General features: G+C 71.1%; 23 protein-coding genes. 14 read left to right on the top strand and 9 right to left on the bottom strand.

The features are described from left to right. Positions 1-12: 12 nt before the first annotated feature. The 3 genes from rny to AB0C16_RS20050 all read right to left on the bottom strand — a co-directional run bounded on the left by rny (position 13) and on the right by AB0C16_RS20050 (position 6,931). Positions 13-1,629, bottom strand: coding sequence for a ribonuclease Y (gene rny / locus AB0C16_RS20040; RefSeq protein WP_357684922.1), 1,617 nt, complete (start codon positions 1,627-1,629; stop codon positions 13-15). Between the two features lie 361 nt (positions 1,630-1,990). Beyond that, entirely contained in the window at positions 1,991-2,194 is a 204-nt protein-coding gene (locus AB0C16_RS20045; protein WP_357684924.1) for a hypothetical protein, read from the bottom strand. 42 nt (positions 2,195-2,236) lie between these two features. Beyond that, positions 2,237-6,931 (bottom strand): DEAD/DEAH box helicase, encoded by a 4,695-nt coding sequence (locus tag AB0C16_RS20050; protein ID WP_357684926.1) that lies wholly within the window; start codon positions 6,929-6,931, stop codon positions 2,237-2,239. An 89-nt stretch (positions 6,932-7,020) separates the two neighbouring features. Here AB0C16_RS20050 and AB0C16_RS20055 point away from each other — a divergent pair, with 89 nt between their 5' ends. Next, positions 7,021-7,509, top strand: coding sequence for a VOC family protein (locus AB0C16_RS20055; protein ID WP_357684928.1), 489 nt, complete (start codon positions 7,021-7,023; stop codon positions 7,507-7,509). Here the strand turns inward: AB0C16_RS20055 and AB0C16_RS20060 are convergent, their stop codons facing one another. After that, on the bottom strand, positions 7,510-7,704 hold the full coding sequence (locus AB0C16_RS20060) for a hypothetical protein (RefSeq protein ID WP_357684930.1): 195 nt from the start codon (positions 7,702-7,704) through the stop codon (positions 7,510-7,512). A 43-nt stretch (positions 7,705-7,747) separates the two neighbouring features. Between AB0C16_RS20060 and AB0C16_RS20065 the strand changes: the two genes are divergently transcribed. Next, on the top strand, positions 7,748-7,942 hold the full coding sequence (locus tag AB0C16_RS20065) for a DUF3046 domain-containing protein (RefSeq protein ID WP_357684932.1): 195 nt from the start codon (positions 7,748-7,750) through the stop codon (positions 7,940-7,942). Here AB0C16_RS20065 and AB0C16_RS20070 read toward each other — a convergent pair. Further along, on the bottom strand, positions 7,925-8,224 hold the full coding sequence (locus AB0C16_RS20070; RefSeq protein ID WP_357684934.1) for a hypothetical protein: 300 nt from the start codon (positions 8,222-8,224) through the stop codon (positions 7,925-7,927). The genes AB0C16_RS20065 and AB0C16_RS20070 overlap by 18 nt on opposite strands. A 307-nt stretch (positions 8,225-8,531) precedes the next feature. On the opposite strand from AB0C16_RS20070, the gene recA reads away from it, so the two are divergent. The 9 genes from recA to AB0C16_RS20115 all read left to right on the top strand — a co-directional run bounded on the left by recA (position 8,532) and on the right by AB0C16_RS20115 (position 18,984). After that, positions 8,532-9,626, top strand: coding sequence for a recombinase RecA (gene recA, locus AB0C16_RS20075; protein ID WP_357684936.1), 1,095 nt, complete (start codon positions 8,532-8,534; stop codon positions 9,624-9,626). 608 nt (positions 9,627-10,234) lie between these two features. Beyond that, positions 10,235-10,711, top strand: a complete 477-nt coding sequence (locus AB0C16_RS20080) for a regulatory protein RecX (protein ID WP_357684938.1) — start codon at positions 10,235-10,237, stop codon at positions 10,709-10,711. A gap of 259 nt (positions 10,712-10,970) precedes the next feature. Beyond that, the gene (locus tag AB0C16_RS20085; RefSeq protein WP_357684940.1) at positions 10,971-11,657 is read left to right on the top strand and encodes a GntR family transcriptional regulator; all 687 of its coding nucleotides are present in this window, start codon (positions 10,971-10,973) and stop codon (positions 11,655-11,657) included. A 123-nt stretch (positions 11,658-11,780) separates the two neighbouring features. Then, on the top strand, positions 11,781-13,394 hold the full coding sequence (locus tag AB0C16_RS20090) for an ABC transporter substrate-binding protein (protein WP_357684942.1): 1,614 nt from the start codon (positions 11,781-11,783) through the stop codon (positions 13,392-13,394). Next, positions 13,394-14,353: an ABC transporter permease gene (locus AB0C16_RS20095; RefSeq protein ID WP_357684944.1), complete on the top strand. Its 960-nt coding sequence runs from the start codon at positions 13,394-13,396 to the stop codon at positions 14,351-14,353. Before AB0C16_RS20090 ends, AB0C16_RS20095 begins: the two co-directional genes overlap by 1 nt. Next, a complete protein-coding gene (locus tag AB0C16_RS20100) occupies positions 14,346-15,221 on the top strand; it encodes an ABC transporter permease (protein ID WP_357684946.1) in 876 nt (291 codons plus the stop codon). Before AB0C16_RS20095 ends, AB0C16_RS20100 begins: the two co-directional genes overlap by 8 nt. Then, the gene (locus tag AB0C16_RS20105) at positions 15,218-16,183 is read left to right on the top strand and encodes an ABC transporter ATP-binding protein (protein ID WP_357684948.1); all 966 of its coding nucleotides are present in this window, start codon (positions 15,218-15,220) and stop codon (positions 16,181-16,183) included. Before AB0C16_RS20100 ends, AB0C16_RS20105 begins: the two co-directional genes overlap by 4 nt. After that, on the top strand, positions 16,180-17,148 hold the full coding sequence (locus tag AB0C16_RS20110) for an oligopeptide/dipeptide ABC transporter ATP-binding protein (protein WP_357684950.1): 969 nt from the start codon (positions 16,180-16,182) through the stop codon (positions 17,146-17,148). Before AB0C16_RS20105 ends, AB0C16_RS20110 begins: the two co-directional genes overlap by 4 nt. A gap of 51 nt (positions 17,149-17,199) precedes the next feature. After that, complete coding sequence (locus AB0C16_RS20115) at positions 17,200-18,984, top strand: gamma-glutamyltransferase family protein (protein ID WP_357685262.1); 1,785 nt, start codon at positions 17,200-17,202, stop codon at positions 18,982-18,984. Positions 18,985-19,009: 25 nt separating this feature from the next. Here the strand turns inward: AB0C16_RS20115 and AB0C16_RS20120 are convergent, their stop codons facing one another. The 4 genes from AB0C16_RS20120 to AB0C16_RS20135 all read right to left on the bottom strand — a co-directional run bounded on the left by AB0C16_RS20120 (position 19,010) and on the right by AB0C16_RS20135 (position 23,014). Next, positions 19,010-20,095: a glutamate--cysteine ligase gene (locus AB0C16_RS20120; protein WP_357684952.1), complete on the bottom strand. Its 1,086-nt coding sequence runs from the start codon at positions 20,093-20,095 to the stop codon at positions 19,010-19,012. Positions 20,096-20,222: 127 nt separating this feature from the next. After that, positions 20,223-21,164 carry a DUF5996 family protein gene (locus AB0C16_RS20125; protein WP_357684954.1) on the bottom strand — a complete coding sequence of 314 codons (942 nt, stop codon included), beginning with the start codon at positions 21,162-21,164 and terminating at the stop codon, positions 20,223-20,225. A 26-nt stretch (positions 21,165-21,190) separates the two neighbouring features. Then, entirely contained in the window at positions 21,191-21,853 is a 663-nt protein-coding gene (locus AB0C16_RS20130; protein WP_357684955.1) for a M15 family metallopeptidase, read from the bottom strand. 12 nt (positions 21,854-21,865) lie between these two features. Further along, complete coding sequence (locus AB0C16_RS20135) at positions 21,866-23,014, bottom strand: ROK family transcriptional regulator (protein WP_357684957.1); 1,149 nt, start codon at positions 23,012-23,014, stop codon at positions 21,866-21,868. A gap of 140 nt (positions 23,015-23,154) precedes the next feature. Here AB0C16_RS20135 and AB0C16_RS20140 point away from each other — a divergent pair, with 140 nt between their 5' ends. From AB0C16_RS20140 to AB0C16_RS20150, 3 genes are read left to right on the top strand one after another with little or no spacing between them, the layout of a single operon-like run. Next, positions 23,155-24,477, top strand: a complete 1,323-nt coding sequence (locus AB0C16_RS20140) for an extracellular solute-binding protein (RefSeq protein WP_357684959.1) — start codon at positions 23,155-23,157, stop codon at positions 24,475-24,477. 12 nt (positions 24,478-24,489) lie between these two features. Then, positions 24,490-25,491 carry a sugar ABC transporter permease gene (locus tag AB0C16_RS20145; RefSeq protein ID WP_357684961.1) on the top strand — a complete coding sequence of 334 codons (1,002 nt, stop codon included), beginning with the start codon at positions 24,490-24,492 and terminating at the stop codon, positions 25,489-25,491. Beyond that, positions 25,491-26,342, top strand: coding sequence for a carbohydrate ABC transporter permease (locus tag AB0C16_RS20150; RefSeq protein ID WP_357684963.1), 852 nt, complete (start codon positions 25,491-25,493; stop codon positions 26,340-26,342). Before AB0C16_RS20145 ends, AB0C16_RS20150 begins: the two co-directional genes overlap by 1 nt. The last annotated feature ends 21 nt before the right edge of the window (positions 26,343-26,363 follow it).

Raw genomic sequence — 26,363 nt, forward strand, 5'->3', positions numbered from 1 at the left:
CCCGGCCGAGCGTCAGCGCGCGAACTCGGTGGCGCGCGACTCGCGCACGACCGTGATGCGGATCTGGCCCGGGTAGGTCAGCTCCTCCTCGACCTGCTTGGCCACGTCGCGGGCGATGACCTGGGCCTGGATGTCGTCGATGGCGTCGGGCTTGACCATCACCCGGATCTCCCGCCCGGCCTGCATGGCGAAGACCTTCTCGACGCCCTCGTAGGACTGCGCGATCTCCTCCAGGCGTTCCAGCCGCTTGACGTACGCCTCCAGCGACTCGCGGCGGGCGCCGGGGCGGCTGCCGGAGATCGCGTCGGCCGCCTGGGTGAGCACCGCCTCCACGGTGCGGACCTCGACCTCGTTGTGGTGCGCCTCGATGGCGTGCACCACGTCCTCCTGCTCGCCGTAGCGGCGGGCGATCTCCGCGCCGATCAGCGCATGGCTGCCCTCGACCTCGTGGGTGAGCGCCTTGCCGATGTCATGGAGGAGGGCGCAGCGCTTCAGCAACCTCTGGTCCATCTTGAGCTCGGCGGCCATGATGCCGGCGATGTGCGCGGACTCGATGAGGTGCTTGAGGACGTTCTGGCCGTAAGAGGTGCGGTATCTGAGCTGGCCGAGCAGCAGGACCAGCTCGGGATGCATGTCGGTGATGCCGAGCTCGACCAGGGCGTCCTCGCCGGCGCGGGCGCACAGGTCCTGCACCTCGGCCCGGCTGCGTTCGTGGGCCTCCTCGATGCGCTGCGGGTGGATCCGGCCGTCGAGCACCAGCTTCTCCAGGGTCAGCCTGGCGGTCTCCCGGCGTACGGGATCGAAACAGGACAGCAGCACCGCTTCCGGTGTGTCGTCGATGATCAGGTTGACGCCCGTGGTCGACTCGAACGCCCTGATGTTGCGCCCCTCGCGGCCGATGATGCGGCCCTTCATCTCGTCGCCCGGCAGGTGCAGCACGCTGACGACCGACTCGGCCGTCTGCTCCGCCGCCACCCGCTGCACGGCCAGGGTCACGATCTTGGTGGCTCGCTTCTCGCCCTCTTTGCGCGCCTCACCCTCGATCTCCCTGATGATCAGCGTGGCCTCGCGCTTGGCCTGGTTGGCGATCTCCCTGACCAGTTCGGCCTTGGCCTGCTCGCCCGTGAGCCCGGCCACCCGCTCCAGGATGACCCGCCGCTCCTCCTCGACCTTGAGCAGCTCGGAACGCCGATCGGCCAGCTCGATCTCGGTCTCGGCCAGCTTGCGGTCACGTTCGGCCTGCCGCCGGGCCTCCTCGTCCAGCCGCTGCTCGCGCTCGGCCAGCCGGCCCTCCCTGCGTTCGAGGTCGGCCCTGAGCTCCTTGAGCTCGCTCTTGAGGATCCGGCTCTCCTGCTCGACCTCGCGCCGCATCTGCGCGGCGCTCTCGGCCGCGGCCTCCGACCTGCGCAGGATCTCCTCGGCGTCGGACTCGGCCTTGCCACGAATCTCCCCGGCCTCCGCACGCGCCTGTTCGAGCTCCTCGTGGACGGCCTGCAATTGCTCGGGGCTGGGCTCGGACGCGCGAGGGACGCCGGCCGAGGTGCGCCGGACCACGATGAGCAGCGCGGTGATCATTCCGAACGTGAGCAGGAGCACCGCCACCGAAAGCACCACGACAAGCGGCCCCATGTGCGCCCCGCCCTCCTCGCGTCCCCATCACCCATAACGCGGCCTCAGATAGGGAGGGGTCACATGCGCGGAGCGGAAAGCCCGATCGGCGTCATCACCACGACGGATATCAAGCCAAGACTGACCGGGCGTCGACTCCGATAGCCGACACCTCGCCCGTCTCGATCAACCAAGCTCGCTCGTCCGTTGCTCACCGGTATGGCAATCCGCACTGCGCGGAGTAACTCCTCACTGCCGTCGAGGTTATGCGTCGAACAGGTCACGAGCAAGCAAACGAGTTATCAAGCGTGTCTAACGTGATGGCGTCTCCCCATGAGGGAAGCCGTCTCCGAAAAGCCCCGCGCACCCGGGCTCGGCTCCCTCATCGGGTCGCCTCGGCCTCGGCGGGCCGATCCGGCGTGGCCTTCGGCTCGTACGTGGACGGGATCCACAGTCCGGCACCGTCCAACGCGAGCCCGAGCAGCACCATGCCGGCGTCGGGCCGGAACAGGCCGACCGCCATGGCCAGCGTGCAAGGCTTTCTCCTGGTGGCGGTGGGCTGGGCCAGGATGCGCGGCACCATCATGTCCGTGGTCGCCGCGGTGCGGATGGGGCCGGCCCGCGTGCGCTACGAGCGCAGCCGGAGCCCTCGTGGCGTCGGGTGGAACCCGGCCTCCTCCAGGGCCTCGGCCAGGGGCGAGCCGACGATCGAGGCGCCGTCGGCCCGCTCGACGGTCAGCTTGCCCAGCGCGCCGTCGCGCACGGCCAGCGCCAGGGCGTCGACCGCGGGCCGCAGCCGCTCGTCGTCGGCGAACGACAGCAGCGTCTTGCCGCCCCGCTCCACGTAGAGCACCAGGAAGCCGTCGACGAGCACCACCAGCGCCCCCGCCTTCCGGCCGGGCCGGTGCCCCACGTCTCCGGGGCGGGCGGGCCAGGGCAGGGCCGCGCCGTAGGGGTTGGCGGGGTCGGCGGCGGCCAGCACCACGGCCCTTCGCGCCGTATCGCCCGCCAGGTCTCCCGTCCCACGGGATCCGCCGGCCCCCTCGGCCGGGCCGGGCGCGATGCCCGGTGCCATCGCCCGCATCCGGTCGACCGCTCCCGGCAGCGCGAACTGGGCGCCGCCGAGCCCTTCGACGAAGTAGCCGCGGCGGCACCGCCCGCTCTCCTCGTAGGCCCGCAGCACCTGGTAGACGGGCGTGAAGCCGCCCGGCAGGCGTTCGGACGTCACCGCCCCCCGCGTCACCACGCCGTGCCGTTCGAGCAGCACCTCCGCCTGCGCGTGGGCCCGCTGGGTGGCGTCGGCGGCCGGACCCGGCAGCAGCCACCACCGGCCGCCCACGGTCGGCGGGCCGGTCCTGCTGGGCAGCACCGCCCGCCGTCGCCGCGGCGTGGCCGGCCGGTGCGCGGGACGGCCGGACCCGAGCGTGGCCCGCAGCGGCGCGAGCGTGTCGCCCGACACCCGCCCCGACCACACCAGATCCCACAGGGCCGTGGCCAGCGCCGTGTCGTCGAGAGAGCCGACCTGGTCGGACAGCCCCCGGAAGAACAGCGCCCCTCCCCCGCCGAGCGCGTCGAGCACCCGGGTGTGCAGCGGCGTCATGGTGATCTCGGCCGGCTCGGGCAGCAGCAGGGGCGCGGTGTCGGCGAAGAAGAGCGACACCCACCCGTCGCCACCGGGCAGCGACCCCTGGCCCACCCACATCACCTCGCCCGACGAGGTCAGCTCGTCGAGCAGCGCCGGATGGTAGCCGGGCACCCGCGACGGCAGCACCAGCGTCTCCAGCGCGGACGCGGGCACCGCCGCTCCCTGGAGCTGCTCGACCGAGCGCACCAGCGCGTCCATCGCCCGAGCCGAACCCGCGGCGCCGGTCACCGGACGTGGCGCGCCGGACGGGCCGGTGATGCCGTGCCAGGCGGGCGTGAACAGCGCGAGCGTCTCGGCCGCGACCGGCTCGACCTCCTTGCGCAGCCTGGCCAGGGACCTGCGCCGCAGCATGCGCAGCACCCCGGCGTCGCACCACTCCTCGCCCCGGCCGCCCGGCCTGAACTCGCCGTTGACCACCCGCCCCGAGGCGGCCAGCCGGTGCAGGGCGTCGCTCACCACGGCCACGCCGAGGCCGAACCTGACCGCGGCGCCGCCCGCGTGGAACGGCCCGCGGGTGCGGGCGTGGCGGGCGACGAGGTCGGCCAGCGGATCGGCCACCGGCTCCAGGAACACGTGCGGCACGCCGACCGGCAGTGGCACGCCCAGCGCGTCACGCAGCCGAGCCGCGTCCTCGATCGCCGCCCACTGCTCCTCGCCCGCGATCCGCACGGTGATCGCCCTGCGGGCACGTACGAGCTCCTGAAGCCAGGCCGGATCACCACCACGGACGCTGACGTCGGGCGCGAGCAGCGGCCCGTGCGAGCGCAGCAGGTCGGCGAGGTCCTCGACGTCGCGCAGCGGCCGGTCGAGCCTGGCCAGCTCCCGCTCGGCGTCTGAGATGACGTCGGGGTCGAGCAGCTCACGCAGGTCGGCCTGGCCGAGCAGCTCGGCCAGCAGCGTGGTGTCGAGGGCCAGCGCCTGGGCCCGCCGCTCGGCCAGCGGCGCGTCGCCCTCGTACATGAAGGCGCCGATGTAGCGGAACAGCAGCGACGCCGCGAACGGGGACGCCTGCGACGTCTCCACCTCCACCAGCCGCACCCGGCGCGCGGCGATGTCACGCATCAGCCGCACCAGCCCCGGCACGTCGAACACGTCCTGCAGGCACTCGCGCATGGTCTCCAGCACGATCGGGAACGAGGCGTATCGCGAGGCCACCCCCAGCAGGTGGGCCGCCCGCTGGCGTTGCTGCCACAGCGGGCTGCGCCTGCCCGGCGTGCGGCGCGGCAGCAGCAGAGCCCGCCCGGCGCACTCCCTGAACCGGGAGGCGAACATCGCCGACCCGCCCAGCTCCTCGGTGACGATCCGCTCGATCTCCTCGGCGTCGAACGCGGCCACGTCGGACGGCGGCTCGGCCAGCGTGTCTGGGACGCGCAGCACGATGCCGTCGTCGGAGTGGACGGCCTGCACGTCGACGCCGTAGCGCTCGCGCAGCCGCCGGTTGATCGCCAGCGCCCACGGGGCGTGGACCCGCGCGCCGTAGGGCGAGTGGATGACCACCCGCCAGTCGCCCAGCTCGTCGTGGAACCGCTCGATCAGCAGAGTGCGGTCGTCGGGCACGTAGCCGGTGGCCTCGCGCTGCTCCGCCAGGTAGGAGAGCAGGTTGGCCGAGGCGAACTCGTCGAACCCGGCCTCCCTCAGCCGCTCGGTGGAGCCGTGCTCGGCCTGCTCCCGCAGGAACGAGCCGATCGCCCTGCCCAGCTCGGCCGGGCGGCCCGGGGCGTCGCCGTGCCAGAACGGCAGCTTGCCCGGCTGGCCGGGAGCCGGGGAGACCAGCACCCGGTCGGCCGTGATGTCCTCGATCCGCCAGGACGTCGCGCCCAGCACGAACACGTCGCCGACCCGCGACTCGTAGACCATCTCCTCGTCGAGCTCGCCCACCCTGGAGGCCTTCTCGCCCACCAGGAAGACGCCGAACAGGCCCCGGTCGGGGATCGTGCCGCCGTTGGTGACGGCCAGCCGCTGGGCGCCGGGCCGCCCCTGCAGCGTGCCGGTCACGCGGTCCCAGACGACGCGCGGGCGCAGCTCGGCGAACTCCTCGCTCGGGTAGCGCCCGGCCAGCATGTCGAGCGTGGCCTCGAGCGCGGTGCGCGGCAGCGTGGCGTAGGGGGCGGCCCGCTTGACCAGGGCCTCCAGCTCGTCGACCGTCCACTCGTCGAGCGCGGTCATCGCGACGATCTGCTGCGCCAGCACGTCGAGCGGGTTGCGGGGGTAGCGCAGCTCCTCGATCTGGCCGGTGCGCATGCGTTCGGCCACGACGGCCGTCTGGACCAGGTCACCCCGGTATTTGGGGAAGATCACTCCCTTGGACACGGCGCCCACCTGGTGGCCGGCCCGGCCGATGCGCTGCAGGCCGCTGGCCACGCTCGGCGGCGCCTCGACGCAGGCCACCAGGTCGACCGCGCCCATGTCGATGCCCAGCTCGAGACTGGAGGTGGCGACCACGGCGGGCAGCCGCCCCGACTTGAGCGCCTCCTCGATCTGCGCCCGCTCCTCCTTGGACACCGACCCGTGGTGGGCGCGTACGACCTCGGTGACGACGCCCTTGCTCGCGCCCGCCTGGGCCATCAGCTCGGCCGGCATCCGCTGCGGGGGGCCGGCGGACGGCTGCCGCGAGGACCCGGCGGCCTGCCGCGGGGACTCGGCGGCCGTCTGGTGCGAGGGGTCGGCCGTCTGATGAGGGGCTTCGGACGTCTGGTGCGGGGGCCCGGGCGTCTCCCAGATCGACAGATCAATCGCCTCCAGGCCCTGGCGGCGGTCGTAGGCGAGCTCGTTGAGGCGGGTGCACAGCCGCTCGGCCAGCCGCCTGGAGTTGGCGAACACGATCGTCGAACTGTGCGCCTCGATCAGGTCGAACAGCCGGTCCTCCACGTGCGGCCAGATCGAGCGGGTGGCGGAGTCGGGGACGAGCTCCTCGCCGTCGCCGGCCCGGGGCCGGGCCTCCATCTCCGTCATGTCCTCGACCGGCACCACGACCTCGACCTCGATGCGCTTCTCCGACGGCGGCTGCACCACCGCCGCCGGCCGCGCGCCGCCCAGGAATGTCGCGACCTCGCTCACCGGGCGCACGGTCGCCGACAGCCCGATCCGCTGCGCGGGCCGCTCCAGCAGCGCGTCGAGCCGCTCCAGGCTGAGCGCCAGGTGAGCGCCCCGCTTGGTGGCCGCCACCGCGTGCACCTCGTCGACGATCACGGTGCGCACGCCGCGCAGCGCGTCACGCGCCTGGCTCGTCAGCAGCAGGAACAGCGACTCCGGCGTGGTGATGAGGATGTCGGACGGCCTGGCCGCGAACCGCCGGCGATCCTCGGCCGGGGTGTCGCCGGACCGGATCGCCACCGAGATCTCCGGCACGGGCAGCCCGAGCCGCCTGGCCGTCTGCCTGAGCCCGGCCAGTGGGGCGCGCAGGTTGCGCTCCACGTCGACGGCCAGCGCCTTGAGCGGCGAGACGTAGAGCACCCTGGTGCCCGCGCGCTCACCCGGCTCGGCGGGCTCGGCGGCCAGCCGGTCGAGCGACCACAGGAAGGCCGCCAGCGTCTTGCCGGACCCGGTCGGCGCGACCACCAGCGTGTTGTCACCGCGCGCGATGGACTCCCACGCGCCTTCCTGGGCGGCGGTGGGAGCGGCGAAGGCGCCGGTGAACCACTGCCTGGTCACCTGGCTGAACTGGTCGAGCGAGCTCACCTGCCCATAGTGCCTCGCCCCACCGACAGAAAACGCATTGTGCCCGCGCGGAGCGGTTGAGCGGGAGCGGTGGCGGACATAGAGCGACCGTGGGCATCGACTACGCAGCCATCGGGGCTCGCCGCGAGGACATCAGGGAGCGCCTTCTCTTACCTCATCGGCCGCTGAGCAGCGCGCGCGGCCTGCACCACCTCGCCCTGATCTCCTCCGACATGGAGCGGACGATCCTGTTCTACCAGGAGCTCCTGGAGTTTCCGCTCACGGAGATCTTCGAGAACCGTGACCACAAGGGTTCCAGCCACTTCTTCTTCGACGTCGGCAACGGAAACCTGCTCTCCTTCTTCGACTTCCCGGGGCTCGACCTCGCCCCCTACCAAGAAGTGCTCGGCGGGCTGCACCACATCGCCATCTCCGTCGACCCCGCCACCTGGGAGCGCCTGCGCGGGAAGCTGGAGATGGCCGGCGTGCCGCACCAGATCGAGAGCGGCGCCTCCATCTACTTCAAGGACCCCGACGGCACCCGCCTGGAGCTGCTCGCCGACCATCTCGGGGAGATGTACGGCTCGCGTGTGATGTGACTATCGCCGCGACGCCCTGCGCGTCCGCGGCTTGCCGGCCCGGGGCGCCTGCCTGATGCCCGCGTGCCTCTCGGACCGCTCGGCTTTCTCACTTTGCACGGCCAGCCGCCGCACCAGACGTAACGCACGGCGCCGGGCGCGGTTGGCCTTCACCTTGGCGGACTTGGACGGGGAGGACTTGGGGGTCTTTGCCATGCGCAGGTCCTACCCACCCACCCGGTGGTTCCATACTTGGCTGATGCGCCTGACCGAGTTCTGGAGACGGATGCGCGCCCACTTCGGTGAGACCTACGCCGACTCGTGGGCCCGCGACTACGTGCTGGCCCCGCTGGGCGGCCGGACGGTGACGCAGGCACTGGCCGACGGCGAGAGCGCCAAAACGGTCTGGCGGGCGGTCTGCCAGGTGGAGGACGTCTCACCCAGACTTCGCTGATCCCAGCGTCTCCCTGAGCGCGCGGGCCGTACGCGCGAGATCGTCGACACCGCTCTGCCCGCCCGGTGACCACAGGAAGACCCAGCCCGCTCGTGAGGGCGTCGCGAATATGATCGTCTGGCGGCCGGTGCTCGGGTGCCACACCCACAGCATCGGATCGTCCCCGCCTACCATGCGGCTCACCAGGCCCTGCTCGGGCAGCAGCTCGGCGAGTGCTTCCAGATGGGTGCGCCGTTCCCCGGTGTACGTGTTGGCCACGTCGCCGCCTCCAACCCTCTGCACCAAGTCTTCCCAGCTCACGACGCATCACAACACGCTCGTCGTAATCACGTGAATGTCCGGCTCGTCGCGCGTGAGGCGTCCTGTGAGCGGACCCGGCCCGCGCCGCGCCACCCCGTGTGAAGATCCCGCCGGGGCCGCCACGAGTCGTGCGCGTCGGGCAGCGTGTTACCGATGTGATCGAACAGCCGTTCGGCTACCATTGACTTCGCCGGGCCACGGCTTTCCCCGGCAACCTCAGGAAAATGTCGGTGGCAGGCCATAGCTTTCACTCGACTGATCGGACCACGACCCTCCAGGGGGAGTTCCCATGGCTATCAACGACCGCGAGAAGGCCCTCGAAACCGCCCTCGCCCAGATCGAGCGGCAGTTCGGCAAGGGCTCCGTCATGCGCCTCGGCGATGACGCCCGAGCTCCCATCGAGGTGATCCCCACCGGGTCGATCTCCCTTGACGTCGCGCTCGGCATCGGCGGCCTGCCTCGCGGCAGGATCGTGGAGATCTACGGTCCCGAGTCCTCCGGCAAGACCACGGTCGCGCTGCACGCGGTGGCCAACGCCCAGCGGGCCGGAGGCATCGCGGCGTTCATCGACGCCGAGCACGCCCTCGACCCCGAATACGCCAAGAAGCTCGGCGTCGACACCGACGCGCTGCTCGTCTCCCAGCCCGACACGGGTGAGCAGGCGCTCGAGATCGCCGACATGCTGATCAGGTCGGGCGCCGTCGACGTCATCGTCATCGACTCGGTGGCCGCCCTGGTGCCCAAGGCCGAGATCGAGGGCGAAATGGGCGACAGCCACGTCGGCCTCCAGGCGCGCCTGATGTCCCAGGCCCTGCGCAAGGTCGCCGGCGCCCTCAGCAGCACCAGCACCACCGCCATCTTCATCAACCAGCTGCGCGAGAAGATCGGCGTGATGTTCGGCTCGCCCGAGACCACGACCGGTGGCAAGGCCCTCAAGTTCTACGCCTCCGTACGCCTCGACATCCGCCGCATCGAGACGCTCAAGGACGGCACCGAGGCGGTCGGCAACCGCACCAGGGTCAAGGTCGTCAAGAACAAGATGGCCCCGCCCTTCCGGGTCGCCGACTTCGACATCCTCTACGGCGTGGGCATCTCCCGTGAGGGCGGCCTGATCGACATGGGCGTCGAGCACGGCTTCGTCCGCAAGTCCGGCGCCTGGTACACCTACGAGGGCGACCAGCTCGGCCAGGGCAAGGAGAATGCCCGCAACTTCCTGAAGAACCACCCCGACATGGCCAACGAGATCGAGAAGAAGATCAAGGACAAGCTGGGAGTGGGCCCTCGCCTCGACACGCCCACCGAGCCCCCGGCGCCCGTCCCGGCCGCCGCTGCCCCCTCGGGTCGCGGATCCAAGGCCGCCACGCCGAAGCCCGGTGACGTCTGATCGGTCGTCACGTGAGTGCCACCGACCCTCCCGAGGCGCCCCGTGACTGGGGCGCCTGGCCTGACCTCCCCAGCCCACCTCCCAGCCGCAAGCGCAAGCGCGGGACGCCTCGCGCCCCGTCCACCGACGACAACGGCCCGGCGGGCTATGACGCCTCGGGCAATGCCGAGGCGCGCTATCGCCCCTCGCCTGCCGTCGCCCCAGGCGACGACACTTCGGGCGACGACGGGGCTGGTTACAGCGGGACTGGCAACAGCGGAGCTGGTTACGGCGGGACTGGCAACGGCGGGACTGAATACAGCGGGACTGAATACAGCGGAGCTGGTTACGGCGGGACTGAATACAGCGGGACTGAATACAGCGGGACTGAATACAGCGGGACTGAATACAGCGGGACTGAATACAGCGGAGCTGGTTACGGCGGGACTGGCTACGAGGAGTCGGGTGGGCGGCGGGCGGGGAAGAGACGCGGGCCGGGTGGCCGGGGTGGGACGTCAGGCGGGCGGGGTGGGAAGAGGGCACGTTCGACGGGCGGGGGCGGCTGGCCGAGCGATGGGCCCGACGAGGGTTCACCCGCCGCTGCCACGCCCCATGCCGATCCCGAGGCCGTGGCACGGGCCATCTGCCTGCGGCTGCTCACCATGGCCCCCAAGACGCGGGCCCGACTGGCCGAGGCCCTGCGCAAGCGTGACGTGCCGGACGCGTCGGCGGAGGCCGTGCTCGACCGGTTCTCCGAGCTGGGGCTGATCAACGACGAGGCGTTCGCCGAAGCCTGGGTCGACTCCCGTCATCACGGCCGGGGCCTGGCCAAGCGCGCCTTGGCCGCCGAGCTCCGCCACCGCGGTGTCGACTCCGAGACGGTCAACGAGGCGGTCGACCGGCTCGACCCCGACCAGGAGTTGGAGACCGCCCGGCGCCTCGTCGACCGCAAGCTCTCCGCCACCCGCCATCTCGACGCCCAGACCCGCACCCGCCGCCTCGCCGGCATGCTGGCCCGCAAGGGCTATCCTCCGGGGCTGGCCTTCCGGGTGATCAAGGAGGCGCTGGAGCAGGAAGGGGTCGAGGTGCAGGACGACTTCTCCTGACGCCTTCACCCACCCGGCAGCGGGCGCGTTCGGCGCGTTCGGCGATATACCAGACATCCCCGATACCGAGATCCACAACCGAGATCCACAAGGGGCGGCACGACTGGCCGGGGCGCTCACCCCGATTCCCAGCTCGCCGGCCGTGTCGCTCATCCCGATCTTCGTCACTCCCAGGCCGAGCACGGGCCTCCCACCGCGTTTCGGGTGCCGGCTGAGGCCGGCCTGGCGTGAGGGCGGGTTGTATACGATGGGCCGTCGAATGACTGATCTGACACTGGGCGGCGCCCATCGCAGCCTCAGGGATGTCGTGACCGCTGAGATACGCCGGCGGATCGTGTCGGGTGAGCTCGCCCAAGGGGAACGCCTGGTCGAGGATCGGCTGGCGGCGTCGCTCGGCGTGTCGCGCAACCCCGTGCGCGAGTCCATCCGGGTGCTCGCCACCGAGGGCTTCGTGCAGGTCGTCCCCCGGATCGGCGCCACCGTGGCGAGGCTGTCGGCCGGAGAGGCCGAGGAGCTGTTCGACGTGCGGATGGCGATCGAAGGGCTGGCGGCGCGGCTGGCCGCGCGCAAGCGCACGCCCGAGTCGGCCGAGCGGCTGAGGCAGGTGCTCGAGACCGCCCGGCAGGCGGTGGAGGACGGCCGGCTGGAGGAGGTCGCCGATCTCAACACGGCCTTCCATCGGGAAGTCGGCGAGGTGGCGGGCAACTCCTATCTCAACCTGATGATGACGCCGATGCTGCAGCGGGCGCAGTGGGTGTTCAGCCAGACGGCGGCCGCGCGAGGCCCGCATTCGTGGTCGGAGCATCTGGATCTCTGCGAGGCCATCGCGGCCGGCGATGAGGACGAGGCGCAGGCCAGGGCCGTCGCCCATGTCGCGGCCGCCCGCCGCTCGTTCCTCAGCGCCGTGGAGCGCATGGGCGGCACGGACGCCCCTGCGGTGCCATAGCACTGTATGACCGGAACGTTTGACAAAATACTCGAACAATTCGAAAACACTCAGACAACAACACCGAGCAACGAACCATCTTCGAAACGGGGTCTTGTATACAGTCTTCTATAAGGAGGCATCATGAGACCGTCCCCCCGGCTCGCCGGACTCCTGGCCTTATCCCTTCTCGTTCTGACGGCCTGCGGCGGCGGAGGGCCGAGCGGCGCCCCGGCCGCTCCGTCCGTGTCCGACGCCACCGCCGACACCCGCACCGTCAAGAGCGGCGGCACGCTCAACATCGGACTCAACGCCGACCCCGACGCACTCGACCCGAGCGTCTCCACCACGCTGGTGGGCCGCGAGGTGTTCGCGAGCATGTGCGAGAAGCTCTTCGACATCGACGCCAAGTCCGCGCTGGTGCCGCAGCTCGCCACCGCGCTGCCCGAGGTGTCCAAGGACGGCAAGGAGGTGACGATCAGGCTGCGCCAGGGCGTGAAGTTCAACGACGGCACCGAGCTCGACGCCGAGGCGGTCAAGAAGTCGCTGGACCGGCACCGTACGTGGGAGAAGTCCTCGCGGCAGGCCGACCTCGCGGCGGTGGACGAGGTGAGCGTGGTCGACGACGCGACCGTCAAGCTCACCCTGTCGCGGGCGTTCACGCCGCTGACGGCGCAACTGGCCGACCGCGCCGGGATGATCATGTCGCCGAAGGCGCTGGACGAGGGCGGCGACAACTTCGGGACGAACCCCGTCTGCGTGGGCCCGTTCAAGTTCGCCGGGCGCACCTCGGGCAGTCAGATCACGCTGGAGCGGGCGCCCGACTACTACGACGCCGCCAAGGTGAAGCTGGACAAGCTGGTATACAAGATCATCGTCGATCCGAACGTACGGGCCGCCAACCTGAAGTCGGGCGACATCGAGGTGGCCGACCAGCTCGCCACCACCACGGTCGCGGGCGTGCAGGCCGATCCCGGCCTCAGCGTCGTGTCCGGCGGCGGTCTCGGCTACTTCGGCATCACGATCAACATCGGCAACGCCTCGGGCGCCACCGAGAAGGCGGGCGCGGTCACCGGCTCCCTGGGCAAGAGCCCGCAGCTGCGCGAGGCGTTCGAGCTGGCCCTCGACCGCGAGGTGATCAACAAGACCGTCTACAACGGCCTGTACGAGGTCGACTGCTTCCCCGTGCCACTGGACAGCCCCTATCGCACACCGGACCTGCGGTGTCCCGAGCGCGACCTGGACAGGGCCAAGGAACTGGTGCGGGCGTCCGGCGTGCCGGCTCCCGTCGCCGTGACGCTGACCACGCCCAACGACGCCACCAACCAGCGTCTGGCGCAGGTCGTCCAGCAGATGGCCAAGGAGGCGGGCTTCGAGGTGAGCGTGCAGACCGCGGAGTTCGTCAGCACGCTGGAGCAGGGCAAGGCCGGCAAGTTCGAGGCCATGCTCGTCGGCTGGTCGGGACGGGTGGACCCCGACGGCAACCTGACGAACATCGTCACCAGCCGCGGCAGCAACAACTACAGCGGCCTGTCCGACCCCGGCATCGACGACCCGATCGAGGAGGCCGCGGCGACGTCCGACGTGAACCGGCGGGCCGAGCTCTACGCCCAGGCCATGCGGCGTGCGGCGGAGTTGCGCGGAATCCTGTACCTGTATCACAACAAGTACTACCTGGGCATGCACAAGAACGTCGCCGGCGTCCAGTACTTCAAGGACGGCCTGCCGCGCTTCGCCACCGCCGGCTTCGTGGCCTGATGATCTGGTTCATCCTCCGGCGCTGCGGGTCGGCGGTGATCGTGCTCTTCCTGGCCAGCGTCCTGATCTTCCTGGGGATCAGGGCGCTGCCGGGTGACCCGGCCGTGGTCATGGCGGGTCAGGAGGCCTCGCCGGCCGTGGTGGAGGCCATCCGCCAGGAGTTCGGCCTGAACAAACCGCTGCCCGCCCAGTACGTCGACTACCTCGGCCAGACCCTGTCGGGCAACCTCGGCCGCTCGACCCAGGACCGGATCCCGGTGAGGGACATCCTCCTCGAACGGCTGCCGGTGACGCTGGAGCTGGCCGCGCTGGCCATGCTGGTGGCGATCGTCGTCGGCGTGGGCGCCGGCATCGTCGCCGCGGTACGGCACGGCCGCCCGGCCGACTACCTGGCCACCGGCTTCGGGCTGGCCGGGCTGTCGGTGCCGCACTTCTGGCTGGGCCTGCTCGGCATCCTGCTGTTCGCGGTGACGCTGCGCTGGCTGCCCGCGTCCGGATACGTCCCCTTCACCGAGGATCCCGGCGCGAACCTGCAGCGCATGCTGCTGCCCGCGCTGGTGTTGGGCACCGGGTTCGCCGCGATCCTGATGCGGCAGACGCGCTCGGCCATGCTGGGGGCGCTGTCGGCCGACTACGTGCGGACCGCGAGGTCGAAGGGGTTGTCGGAGGCGAAGGTGGTGGGCGCCCACGCGCTGCGCAACAGCCTGACGACCGTGGTGACCGTGCTCGGCCTGCAGCTCGGCGCGTTGATCAGCGGCGCGGTGGTGACCGAGCAGATCTTCGTCATCCCCGGGTTCGGCAAGCTGACCGTCGACGCGGTGCTCACCCGCAACTACCCGGTCATCCAGGCCGTGGTGCTGGTCACGGTGATCGGCTACGTGCTGGTCAACCTGCTGGTCGACATCGCGTACGCCTTCCTCAACCCGCGCATCAGGCTGTCCGGGGCCGGTCATGGCTGAGGCGGCGGCCGTGGCGCCGGGGACGGGGCGGGCCGAACGGCGGCGCAGGTTGTGGCGGCGCTTCAGACGGCGTCCGATGCCGATGGCGGGGCTGGTGCTGGTCATCGGGTTCCTGCTGCTCGCGCTGGCCGGTCCGCTGGTGACCGCCGACCCGTCGGCGCAGGACTACGCGGCCACGCTGGCCCCGCCGTCGGTCGCGCACCCGCTGGGGACCGACGACCTCGGCAGGGACGCGCTGGCCCGGATCGCCCACGGCGCGCAGGTTTCGCTGCAGGCGGGCGTGCTGTCGACACTGCTGGCCATGGCGGCCGGCATCCCGATCGGGCTGGTCGCCGGGTTCTACCGGCGCTGGCTGGACCCGGTCGTGATGCGGCTGGTCGACGTGACGCTGGCCTTCCCGTTCCTGGTGTTCGCGGTGGGCCTGGCGGCGATCATCGGGCCGTCGCTGAAGGGTGTGGTGCTGGCGCTCGGCTTCGCCCAGTTGCCCGCCGTCATCCGCATCACGCGCGGCGAGGTGCTGCACATCAGGGAGATGGACTACGTGGCCGCGGCCGTCGCCGACGGCTCCAGCGACCGTCACCTCCTGCTCAGATACGTGCTGCCGAACTGCGCCAGCCCGCTGATCGTGCAGGCCACGGTGGCCATCCCGGCGGCGATCATCGGCGAGGCCACGCTGTCCTTCCTCGGCCTGGGCGTCCAGCCGCCGACGGCGTCGTGGGGCGTGATGCTCACGACCGCGCAACAGTACCTGGACGTCGCGCCCTGGCTGGCGATCTGGCCCGGCGTGATGATCGCGCTGGCCACGCTCGGCTTCAACCTGCTCGGCGACGGGCTGCGGGACGTGCTGGACCCGAGGAGCGCACGATGAGCCTGCTGGAGATCGACGACCTGAGCGTCGGCTTCGACACCGAGGACGGCCTCGTCCAGGCGGTCAGGGACATCTCGCTCACCCTGGAGGAGGGCGAGATCCTGGCCCTGTGCGGCGAGTCGGGATGCGGCAAGTCGGTCACCGCGATGTCGGTGCCGAGACTGCTGCCACCCGACACGACCAGGCTCTCCGGCTCGATCAGGCTGGACGGCCGCGAGCTCACCACGCTGCCCGAGCCGCTGATGCGGCGGGTCCGCGGCAAGGAGGTGTCGGTCGTCTTCCAGGAGCCGATGACGTCGCTCAACCCGTCGTTCACGGTCGGCTACCAGATCGCCGAGGTGCTGCGCAGGCACGAGGGGCTGTCGCGGGGAGCGGCCCGGGAGCGGGCGGTGGAGCTGCTCGAACTGGTCGGCATCCCGCTGCCGCGACGCCGGGTCAAGGAGTATCCGCACCAGCTGTCCGGCGGCATGCGCCAGCGGGTGATGATCGCGATCGCGGTGGCCTGCTCGCCGCGCGTGCTGATCGCCGACGAGCCGACGACCGCGCTGGACGTGACCATCCAGGCCGGCGTCCTGGACGTGTTCCGCGACCTGCGCGACCGGCTCGGCACGGCGGTCATCCTGATCACGCACGACCTGGGCGTGGTGGCCGACATCGCCGACCGCGCCGTGGTGATGTACGCGGGACGGGCCGTCGAGCAGGCGCCGGTCGTCGAGCTGTTCGCGTCGCCTCGTCATCCGTACACACTCGGGCTGATGCGGGCGTTACCGTCGGCCGCGGTCGGCGGGCGGCTCGCCGAGATCCCCGGCATGGTGCCCTCGACGCTGTCGGATCCGGACGAGTGCGCGTTCCAGGCGCGCTGCCCGCGCGCCCAGGCGGACTGCCGTCTGTCCAGACCCCAGCTCGTCAGGCAGGCCGGCGACCACCTGGCGGCCTGCTTCCACCCGGGAGGACGGCAGTGATCCTGCAGATCGACGACCTGGTCAAGCACTACGGCCCGGTCCGCGCGGTGGACGGCCTGTCGCTGGAGATCGGCCAGGGCGAGGTGCTCGGCCTGGTCGGCGAGTCGGGCAGCGGCAAGTCCACCGTGGGCAGGTGCGTGCTGCGGCTGACCGAGCCCACCTCGGGCGCCATCCGTCTCGACGGCCGCGACATCACCCACCTGTCGCGCCGGCGGCTGCGCCCGCTGCGCAGGGACATGCACATCGTCTTCCAGGACCCCTACTCCTCCCTGAACCCGCGCTTTACCATCGAGCAGATCGTCGGCGAGCCGCTGCTCCGGCACCAGGCGGCCACGAGGCTCGAGGTGGGCGGGCGGGTGGCGGCCATGCTGGAGAAGGTCGGGCTGCGTCCCGAGACGCGCGGCCGCTTCCCGCACGAGCTGTCCGGCGGGCAGCGGCAGCGGGTCGGCCTGGCCCGCGCGCTGATCCTCGGGCCGAAGCTGGTGGTGGCCGACGAGCCGGTGTCGGCGCTGGACGTGTCGGTGCAGGCGTCGGTGCTCAACCTGATCAACGATCTGCAGCGCGACCTGGGCTTCTCCTGCTTGTTCATCACGCACGACCTGTCGGTGGTGGAGTTCCTGGCCGACCGGATCGCCGTCATGTACCTGGGCCGGATCGTGGAGTCGGGGCCCACGGCCGAGATCTTCGCCGAGCCCCGGCACCCCTACACGCAGGCCCTGCTGTCGGCCGCTCCGGTGCCGGATCCGGTCAGGCAGCGCCGACGGCGCCGGATCGTGCTGGGCGGCGACGTGCCGAGCCCGGTCGACCCGCCCGCCGGCTGCCGCTTCCACACCAGGTGTCCGCTGGCGTACGACGCCTGCCGTACCGTCGAACCCGAGCTGACCGACCCGCGCGGGGGCGGCCATCCCGCCGCCTGCCACCTGGTCACGGCCGACCGCGTCCCGGACGCGGCCTCCCCCCGATGAGAGGAACACGTGTTGTTCACCACCAGACCTGAGCTGACCGGAGACTTCGGCATGGTGGCCGGCACACACTGGCTGGCCGCCGCCACCGGCATGAGTGTGCTCGAACGCGGCGGCAACGCCTTCGACGCCGCGGTGGCGGCCGGGTTCGTGCTGCAGGTGGCCGAGCCGCACCTGAACGGCCCCGGCGGCGAGGTGCCGATCCTGTTGTGGAGCGAGGCAGAGCAGCGGGTGTCGGTCGTGTGCGGCCAGGGCGTCGCCCCGTCGGCCGCCACCATCGAGCGCTTCGCCGGGCTGGGACTCGACGTCGTGCCGGGCACCGGACTGCTCGCGGCCACCGTTCCGGGGGCGTTCGGCGGCTGGATGCTGATGCTGGAGCGGTGGGGCACCTGGCGGCTGGCCGACGTGCTGGCGCCGGCCGTCCACTACGCCGAGCGCGGCGTTCCGGTGCTGGAGCGGATCTCCGCGACGATCGAGCAGGTCAGGGACCTGTTCGTGGACGACTGGCCGACGTCGGCGGCGACCTGGTTGCCCGGTGGCAGGGTGCCGGCGCCGGGCACCGCCCTCGCCAACCCGGTGCTGGCGGCGACCTACCGGCGGCTGGTGGCCGTGGCTCAGGCGGCGTCGAGCACGCGCGAAGGCCAGATCGCGGCCGCCCGCGACGCCTTCTACCAGGGGTTCGTGGCCGAGGCGATCGCCGGGTTCAGCGCCAAGACCGCCTGGCGCGACAGCTCGGGCGAGGTGCACGGCGGGCTGTTGACCGGCGACGACCTGGCCGGCTGGACGGCGTCGGTGGAGGAGCCGGTCACGTTCGACTACCACGGGCACACGGTGTGCAAGACGGGCCCGTGGGGGCAGGGGCCGGTCTTCCTGCAGCAGCTCGCGTTGCTGTCCGGGTTCGACCTGACCGGGATGGGGCACCTCAGCGCCGACTACGTGCACACGGTGGTCGAGTCGGCGAAGCTGGCCTTCGCCGACCGCGAGGCCTGGTACGGCGACACGGACGTGCCCATGGCCGACCTGCTCGGCGAGGCCTACAACGCCGAGCGGCGGGCCCTGGTGGGGCCCGAGGCCAGCGCCGAGCTGCGTCCCGGCAGCCCCGGCGGGCGGGTTCCGCGCCTGCCCGACTTCCCCTCCCCCGGCTCGGCGGGCACCGCGCCGGGCGTCTCGGGCGCCCGTTCGTCCGCGGGCGTCGGGGAGCCGACCGTGGGGCGCGGCGCCGTCGAGCAGGTCGTCTCCCCCGACGGGAGCGTGCGCGGCGACACCTGCCATGTGGACGTCGTGGACCGGCACGGCAACATGGTGTCCGCCACCCCCAGCGGCGGCTGGCTGCAGAGCTCTCCCACCATCCCCGAGCTGGGCTTCTGCCTGGGCACCAGGGGGCAGATGTTCTGGCTGCAGGAGGGGCTGCCCGCCTCGCTGCGGCCGGGCGCGCGCCCGCGCACCACGCTGTCGCCGTCGTTCGCGCTCCGCGACGGCCGGCCGTGGGTGGCGTTCGGCACTCCGGGCGGCGACCAGCAGGACCAGTGGAGCCTCAACCTCTTCCTGGCCCTCGTGCACGGCGGCGGCCTGAACCTCCAGGAGGCCGTCGACGCCCCCATGTTCCACTCCGAGCACTTTCCCAGCTCGTTCTTCCCGCGTGAGTCCCGGCCCGGCGTCATGCACATCGAGGACCGGGTGGGGGCGGAGGTGGTGGCCGAGCTGCGGCGGCGCGGGCACGAGGTGGAGGTGCGGGAGCCGTGGTCGCTGGGCAGGCTGAGCGCGGTCGCCCGGGACGGCGTGTTCCTGAAGGCGGCGGCCAACCCGCGCGGCGCCCAGGGCTACGCGGCCGGCCGCTGAGCCGGGGCCACCTCCGGTCAGCGCCTCAGGCGACGGTGGCCTCGATGAGGTCGTCCACGACCTCGGCCAGGTCGTGGCCGCGGGCGTGCACCCGGCGCTGGCGCACCGCTCCCGATCCCCTCCGGAGCAGCCGGTCCAGGCCCTCCTCGACGAACGGCAGGTCACCGGCCTCGGCCATCGCGGACCGTACGTGCCGCAGGAGGCGGCCCGCCATCACCGGCGCGGGCACGAGCCTGCCGGACAGCACGTCCAGGCTGTCACCCCGCAGGCCGTCGCGGGCGGCGCGCCAGTAGGCGGCCCGCAGCACCTCCGACGGGATGGGCAGCCCCCGGTCGCCGCGCCGCACCTCGGCGAGCGCGGTCACGACCAGGGCGCGGATCAGGCCGATGATGGTGAGGCTGTCGCTGACGTCCAGCGGCACGTCGGCGACCCGCACCTCGACGGTCGGCAGCTTGGGCGACGGCCGGGCGTCCCAGAACACGGTCTTCGGGTCCATCAGCGCGCCCGACTCCGACAGCGCCCGCAGCGCCAGCTCGTAGTCGGCGAACGTCGGGAAGTACGGCGGCGCCCCGGACACCGGCCAGCGTCCCCAGCTGATCACCCGCCAGGACGCGTAGCCGGTGTCGCGGCCCACGAAGAACGGGGAGTTCGCGGCCAGCGCGATGAGCGTGGGCAGCCAGGGGCGCAGGTGGTTGCCCACGTAGACGGCGTGCTCCTCGTCGGGCACGTCGACGTGCACGTGCAGGGCGCAGATGCTGATCTCGTCGTGGAGCGCCCGGTAGAGCACGCGGCCCTGCTCGTAGCGGACGTCGTCGCTGAGCGGAGGCGGCATGACGTTGCCCAGCACCGGGATGCCGCTGGCGACCACGGCCAGCCCGCACGACCGGGCCGCCCCGGCCACCTCCTTGCGCGCGGCCCGCAGCTGCGCGCCCAGCTCGGTCAGGTCCGCGGAGGGCGCGGTGCGGGCCTCCACCTGGAAGCGGGTGATCTCGTGGGCCACGTCCAGCATGTCGGTCGCCGCGGCCAGCACCTCGGCGGCTCGGGGCGCCACGTGGCGGGTGTGCGGATCGACGACGAGGTACTCCTCTTCAATCCCGATCAACGGAACCACGACCCACCTCGCAGGGTAGTCAGGGAGCATCCGTACGGTTTGTGCCCGTTGTCGTATCTCCGCGAAACTCTCCACCCTCGCAGGACACCGAATCCCACCCCTGCGGCCACTGCCCGCGGCGGGGGTCTCAGTGGTCGTCGACCAGCTGCGGATCGGTGATCCCGCCCGGGCAGGCCAGCCGGCCGATGTCCCAGCCGGCGCGCCGCGCTCCGGCCTCGTAGGCGCTCTCGTAGAAGGCGAGCACGGCGGCGCGCGGGTCGGCCTCGGACCGGGCGTCGGCGTAGCGCAGCACGGCCAGGTGGCCGCCTCGCTGCTCGATCCACTGGGCGGCCGGCGGCGACAGGGGCTCACGGTCCAGCCCCTCGGGCTCGGGAGCGGTGTAGGAGTAGAAGGCCGGCTCGGGGAAGGCGTCGTCGCCGAACCAGAACCCTGAGCTGATCACCTCCCGCGAGTAGGCCTCGCGGGTCACGGGGTCGACGCCGGGCGGCTGGTCGACCACGCGGCCGGAGAACCTGGTGCAGGCGATGTCGAAGGTGTGCCAGAAGTGGTGCACCGGGCTGATCTTGCCCGAGTAGCCCGCGGCGAACTCCTCCAGCACCAGGTTCACCTGGCTGAGCACCTGCCAGTAGCGGATGACCTGGACGGGGTCGTAGTGGGCGTGCTCGGTGTCGTCGGCGAACGGCCGGGCGGCGTCGGGCAGGTCGAACGGGTGGGGCAGGTCGATCTCGACCCGTACGCCCATGAACGCCAGCACCTCCATGGTGGCCTGGTAGAAGGACGCCACGGACTGGCCGTAGAGCGGGAAGGAGACCGCGCGGCCGTCGATCGTGGTGACGATCAGCCGGTGGCCGACGAAGTCGAAGTCGATCGTGAAGATCGGGTTGCCGTCGGTCTGCCCCATCGGGCGGGTGGTGAGACCTCTGCCGGTGAGGTGGAACGGCGCGTTCCACCAGTGGTTGCGCCGGATCCCGGCGGCGAGCCGGATCTTGCCCACTACCTGGCAGAACCTGTGCAGCGTGGCCTTGGTGTCCTGCCAGTCGGCCAGCGGAATCGCGGGGAAGAGTTCCATGAGTGCATCGTTCCCCAGTGGGGGCGCTACACGGGGGGATCTACGGGACCGTATCGGGCGGCGGAGACTCCCTTGGTGTACGCCCAGTAGCGGTCGCCGTGAGACCAGTGCCACCATTCGGTGGGGTAGTTGACCAGACCGGCCGATTCGAGGGCGGCGGCCAGGATCTTGCGGTGGGCCCGGGCTCCGGCGGAGATGTTCGCCGCGGCCGTGTAGCAGGCGTTCTCGCTGTCCTCCGGATTGTCGTTCACCCGGGTGCCCAGGTCATACTCCGTGCCGTCGGGCGCGCAGAGGGTCAGGTCGACGGCGGCGCCGGCGGTGTGCGGGGCGACCTCCACAGGCGACACATAACGACTTGCCGCGATATAGGCCTCGTCAGGTGATAATTCGGGGAACGTGGCTTGGAGCTCGCTCTGATACTCCTCGAAATACCGGCGCTGTGTGGCGACGGGCCGATACCCCTCGACGACCAGCAGGTGAAACCCGTCAGGGAGCCGCCGCTCGGCACGTTCGAGCCTGGCCAGCAGCCCCGACCGCAGATGGGCGTAGGCCCCGGCGTCGTCGGCCAGGCGCTGATCCACGCGCAGCCGCCCTCTCACGTCGGCCAGCGCCTCGCCGGACTCTCGTACGGGGATCGCGGCCACCCGCGGGTCGGAGATGAGCACGATGTCGCTCGATGGCTGCCACATGGGCTGAAATTCTCACACAGTGTCGGAGAAGACCTGTTCGCGAGCCTGTTCCAGCGCCGCCACCAGGGCCCCGCGCAGCACGGGATTGCCCGCCACCCCGGTAGTGACCACCCTGGGCTGGCTGGGGCAGATCCGGGCCACCGCCTTCTCGACCTTGTCCGCCAGGCGCGCCCCGCCCGCCCGGCCGATGTCGCCGGACAGCACGATCAGCCCGGGGTCGAGCACCACGGCCACGGCGGCGGCGCCGACGGCCAGCCTGCCCGCCACCTCGTCGAGGAAGGCGTCGCCGCCGTGGCGCACCTGGTCGGCCACGGAGACGCCGGTCACGCCGTGCGCCTCGGCCAGGTCGCGCAGCGCGGACTGGCCCACCAGGCGCTGGTAGGAACCCGACTGCGGCTGGGAGACGTCGGCGGGCAGCGGCTCGCCCGGCACGGGCAGCCAGCCGATCTCGCCCGCTCCCCCGCTGATGCCCCGGTGCAGCCGGCCGCCGAGCATGACGCCGAGTCCCTGGCCGATGCCGGCCCACATCACCGCGAAGTCGTCGTGACCGGTGGCCGCGCCGTAGCGGTGCTCGGCCAGCGCGACCAGGTTGACGTCGTTCTCGATCGTGACGGGGACGCCGAGCGTCTCGCGCAGGCTGGCGAGCACGCCGACGTGCCAGGAGGGCAGGTCGTAGGACCAGCGGACGTCGCCGCTGCGCGGGTCGACCACGCCCCTGGTGCCGATGACGAAGGCGTGCAGCCGGGCGATGTCCACGCCGGCCGTCGCGCAGGCCCTCTGGACGGCGGCGTGCACCGCCCTGACCGGGTCCCTGGTGTCGGACGGGTTGAGGGTGATCTCGACCACGATCCGGCCTGTGATGTCCGCCACACCGACCTTGAGGCTGTCGGGCAGGACTTCGAGCCCGGCCACGTACGCGCTGGAGGGGACGACCGCGTAGAGGGCGGCGTGCGGCCCCCGTCCGCCCGCGCGCTCCCCGGCCACCTCCACCAGCCCTCTTTCCTCCAGGCGGGCCAGCAGTTGACCTGCGGTCACCTTGGAGAGCCCGGTCAGCTCGCCCAGCTCGGCGCGGGTGAGAGGACCGTCGGCGAGGAGGAGTTCGAGTGCCGAGCGATCGTTCAGCCGGCGCAGCAGCCGGGGGATTCCCGGACTCTTACCCATACGACCCGCCCCTCTCGTCACGATCGGCTAACAGGCGTTTCTTTAAGGAAAGTTTCTTGTTAGTTTAACAGCACTCGTCCGCGAGATCGACGTTCAGCCAGGTGCCGACCGTAGGCCAGCACCCGGGAAGGGAGAATCCTGTGAAGATCGCGAAGATCACAGCCACTACGGTCACCACGGCCGCGCTGGCCCTGGGCCTGGCCGCCTGTGGCTCCGGCGAGGCCCCCAGCACCCAGCCGAGCACGGCGGCCTCCGCCTCCGGCCCCAAGTACGCGGGCAAGGAGCTGACCTTCTGGCGCCTGGGTGACAGCAACCCCGCGGCGCAGAAGTACACCGACGAGCTGGTGGCGGCGTTCGAGCAGCAGACCGGCGCCAAGGTGAAGGTGGAGTGGATCCCCTGGCCACAGGTGAACGACAAGTTCACCGCCGCCGCTGCCGGCGGCGCCGGGCCCGACGTGACCGAGATCGGCAACGACCAGGTGCCGCTCTGGCAGAGCCAGGACGCCCTGGAGCCGATCACCGACATCGTCGGCGCCGGAGACCAGACCCAGATCCCCAAGAACCTCATGGGCCTCGAGACCATCGACGGCGAGACCTACGCCGTGCCGTGGGGCGGCGGCAGCCGGGCGGTCCTCTACCGCGCCGACTGGTTCAAGGAGCTCAAGCTCGAGATCCCGAAGACCTGGGACGAGCTGGTCGCCGCGGCCAAGAAGATCCAGGCCGAGAAGGGCAAGGACGTCGACGGCTTCGCCTTCAACGGCGGCTCCGACGCCAACCACCTGCTCGGCGCCCTCGCCTGGACCGCCGGCGGCGAGTACGCCGTCAAGGAGGGCGACAAGTGGGTCGGCAAGGTGACCGAGCCGGGCTTCAAGGCCGGCTTCGCGCAGTACACCGGCCTGGTGACCGACGGCCTGTCCAGCAAGGCGCGGCTGACCCAGAACACCGTGGACATCCGCACCCGCTTCGCCAACAACAAGGTCGGCATGTACCTCACCGCGTCGTGGGACCTGCCGGGCATCGAAGAGGACAGCAAGGGCAAGCTCAAGGGTGACAAGCTGGCCTTCTTCCCGCTGCCGTCCAAGGACGGCGGCGAGGCCCAGTCGTTCCTCGGCGGCAACGACATCGCCGTGTGGGGCACCGCCAAGGAGAAGGACGCCGCCAAGGACTTCGTGAGGCTCGCCTCCGGCAAGGAGTGGGGCGTCAAGTACGCCACCGACGGCGGGCTGCTGCCGGTCTACCCGGACGCGCTGGCCAAGCTCGCCGAGGACCCGGCCCAGGCGCCGTTCGCCGCCGCCTTCGCCAAGGCCAAGGCCTTCCCCGCCAGCCCCAACTGGACCGAGGCCAACGAGACCAAGGCGGTGCTGCAGAACGCGGCCCGCACGGTCATCGAGGGCAAGGCGACGGCGGACGAGGCGCTGGCCAAGGCCAACAAGGAAATCGAAGACATCCTCAACGCCTCCTGACCCATGACCGACATGTCGACACTCGCCCCGGGTGGAGAACGCTCCTCCACCCCGGGGCGGCCCCGCTCCCCGCGCGGCCGGGCCAAGGCGAGCGGCCTGCCCGTCTGGTCGATCCCCTACGTGCTGCTGGTCCCCGGCCTGCTGGTGATCGGGGCGCTGCTGCTCTACCCGCTGGTCCAGGTCGGGATCATGGCCTTCCAGAAGGTGGGCCTGGCGCAGATCAGAGGGACCAGGCCGGCCGAATCGGTGGGCTGGGAGAACTTCACCCGGATCCTCGGCAACGAGATCTTCTGGTCCGCGCTGCGCAACACGGTCGTCTTCGCGGCCGTCGCGGTGACGCTGACACTGGTCGTCGGCACCGCCGTGGGCGTCCTGCTCAACAACCTCGGCCGCAAGATGTCCACGTTCGTGGTGGTCGGCATCATGTTCGCCTGGGCCGTTCCGCCGGTGGCGCAGGGCATCATCTGGAAGTGGCTGTTCGACGCCGAGGCGGGCATCATCAACTGGGCGCTCAACCTGCTGCCCGACTGGCTGTCCAGCCTGATCTTCGGCCGGGCCGACTGGACCGGCGAGCCCTGGCTCAACGACGCCTGGTCCATCTACATGGTGCTGGTCCTCACCGTCGTCTGGGCGAGCTTCCCGTTCATCGCGGTGTCCGTGCTGGCCGGGCTCAAGGGGATCCCGGCCGAGCTGTACGAGGCGGCCAAGGTGGACGGCTCGTCGGCCTGGCGGACGTTCAGGAAGATCACCTTCCCGCTGCTCAAGCCGGTGTTCGCGGTGCTGACCGTGCTCTCGATCATCTGGGACTTCAAGGTCTTCAGCCAGCTGTACGTGCTCATGGGCGGTCCCAGCAACCGTGAGGCGTACAACCTGTCGATCTACTCCTATGCAGAGGCGTTCCGGGCGCCGCAGAAGTTGGGCACCGGCTCGGCGATCGCCCTGGTGCTGACGGTGATCCTGCTGATCGTCACCGCGGTGTACGTCCGGCAGCTGGTCAAGCAGGAGGACATGTGATGACCCCCCTCGCGCGCAAGCGGCTCGGCAGGGCCGTCCTCAACGCGACCGGGCTCCTGGTGTTCCTGTTCGCGATCTTCCCCGTCTACTGGATGGTCTCGACCGCGTTCAAGTCCAACGACCAGATCTTCACCACCGAGTTCATCCCGTTCCCCACCCACTTCACCTTCGAGCACATCGAGCGGGTGCTGAGCGAGGGCGTCGCCGGTCACTCGATCTGGCTCTACCTGCGCAACAGCGCGATCGTGGCGCTCGGCACGGTGCTGATCGGGGCGGTCTTCGCGCTGCTCGCGGCGACCGCGGTGGCCCGCTTCAGGTTCAAGGGACGCAACACGTTCCTGATCCTGCTGCTGATCGTGCAGATGATCCCGGCCGAGGCGCTGCTCATCCCGTTGTTCCTCAGCGTCAAGCGGCTCGGCCTCTACGACCAGTTGCTCGGCCTGATCGTCGTGAACGTGGGCCTCACGCTGCCGTTCGGCATCTGGATGCTGCGCACGTTCGTCGCCGCGGTGCCCAAGTCGCTGGAGGAGGCGGCCTGGATCGACGGGGCGAGCAGGTTCACCACGTTCTGGAAGGTGCTCTTCCCGCTGGTCGCCCCCGGTCTGGTGGCCACCAGCATCTTCTCCTTCATCACCGCCTGGAACGAACTGATCTTCGCGCTGGTCCTGATGAGCGAGTCGTCCGGCTACACGATGCCCGTCGCCATCCAGTTCTTCTTCGGGCAGAAGGGCACGGACTGGGGGGCCATCATGGCCAGCTCCACGATGATGACCATCCCGGTCGTCGTCTTCTTCCTTCTGGTGCAGCGCCGCATGGTCTCCGGCCTGGTGGCCGGCGCCGTCAAGGGCTGACACCCGCCAATCACGTACGGC

Source organism: Nonomuraea sp. NPDC048916, from assembly GCF_040649575.1.
Classification (GTDB): domain Bacteria; phylum Actinomycetota; class Actinomycetes; order Streptosporangiales; family Streptosporangiaceae; genus Nonomuraea.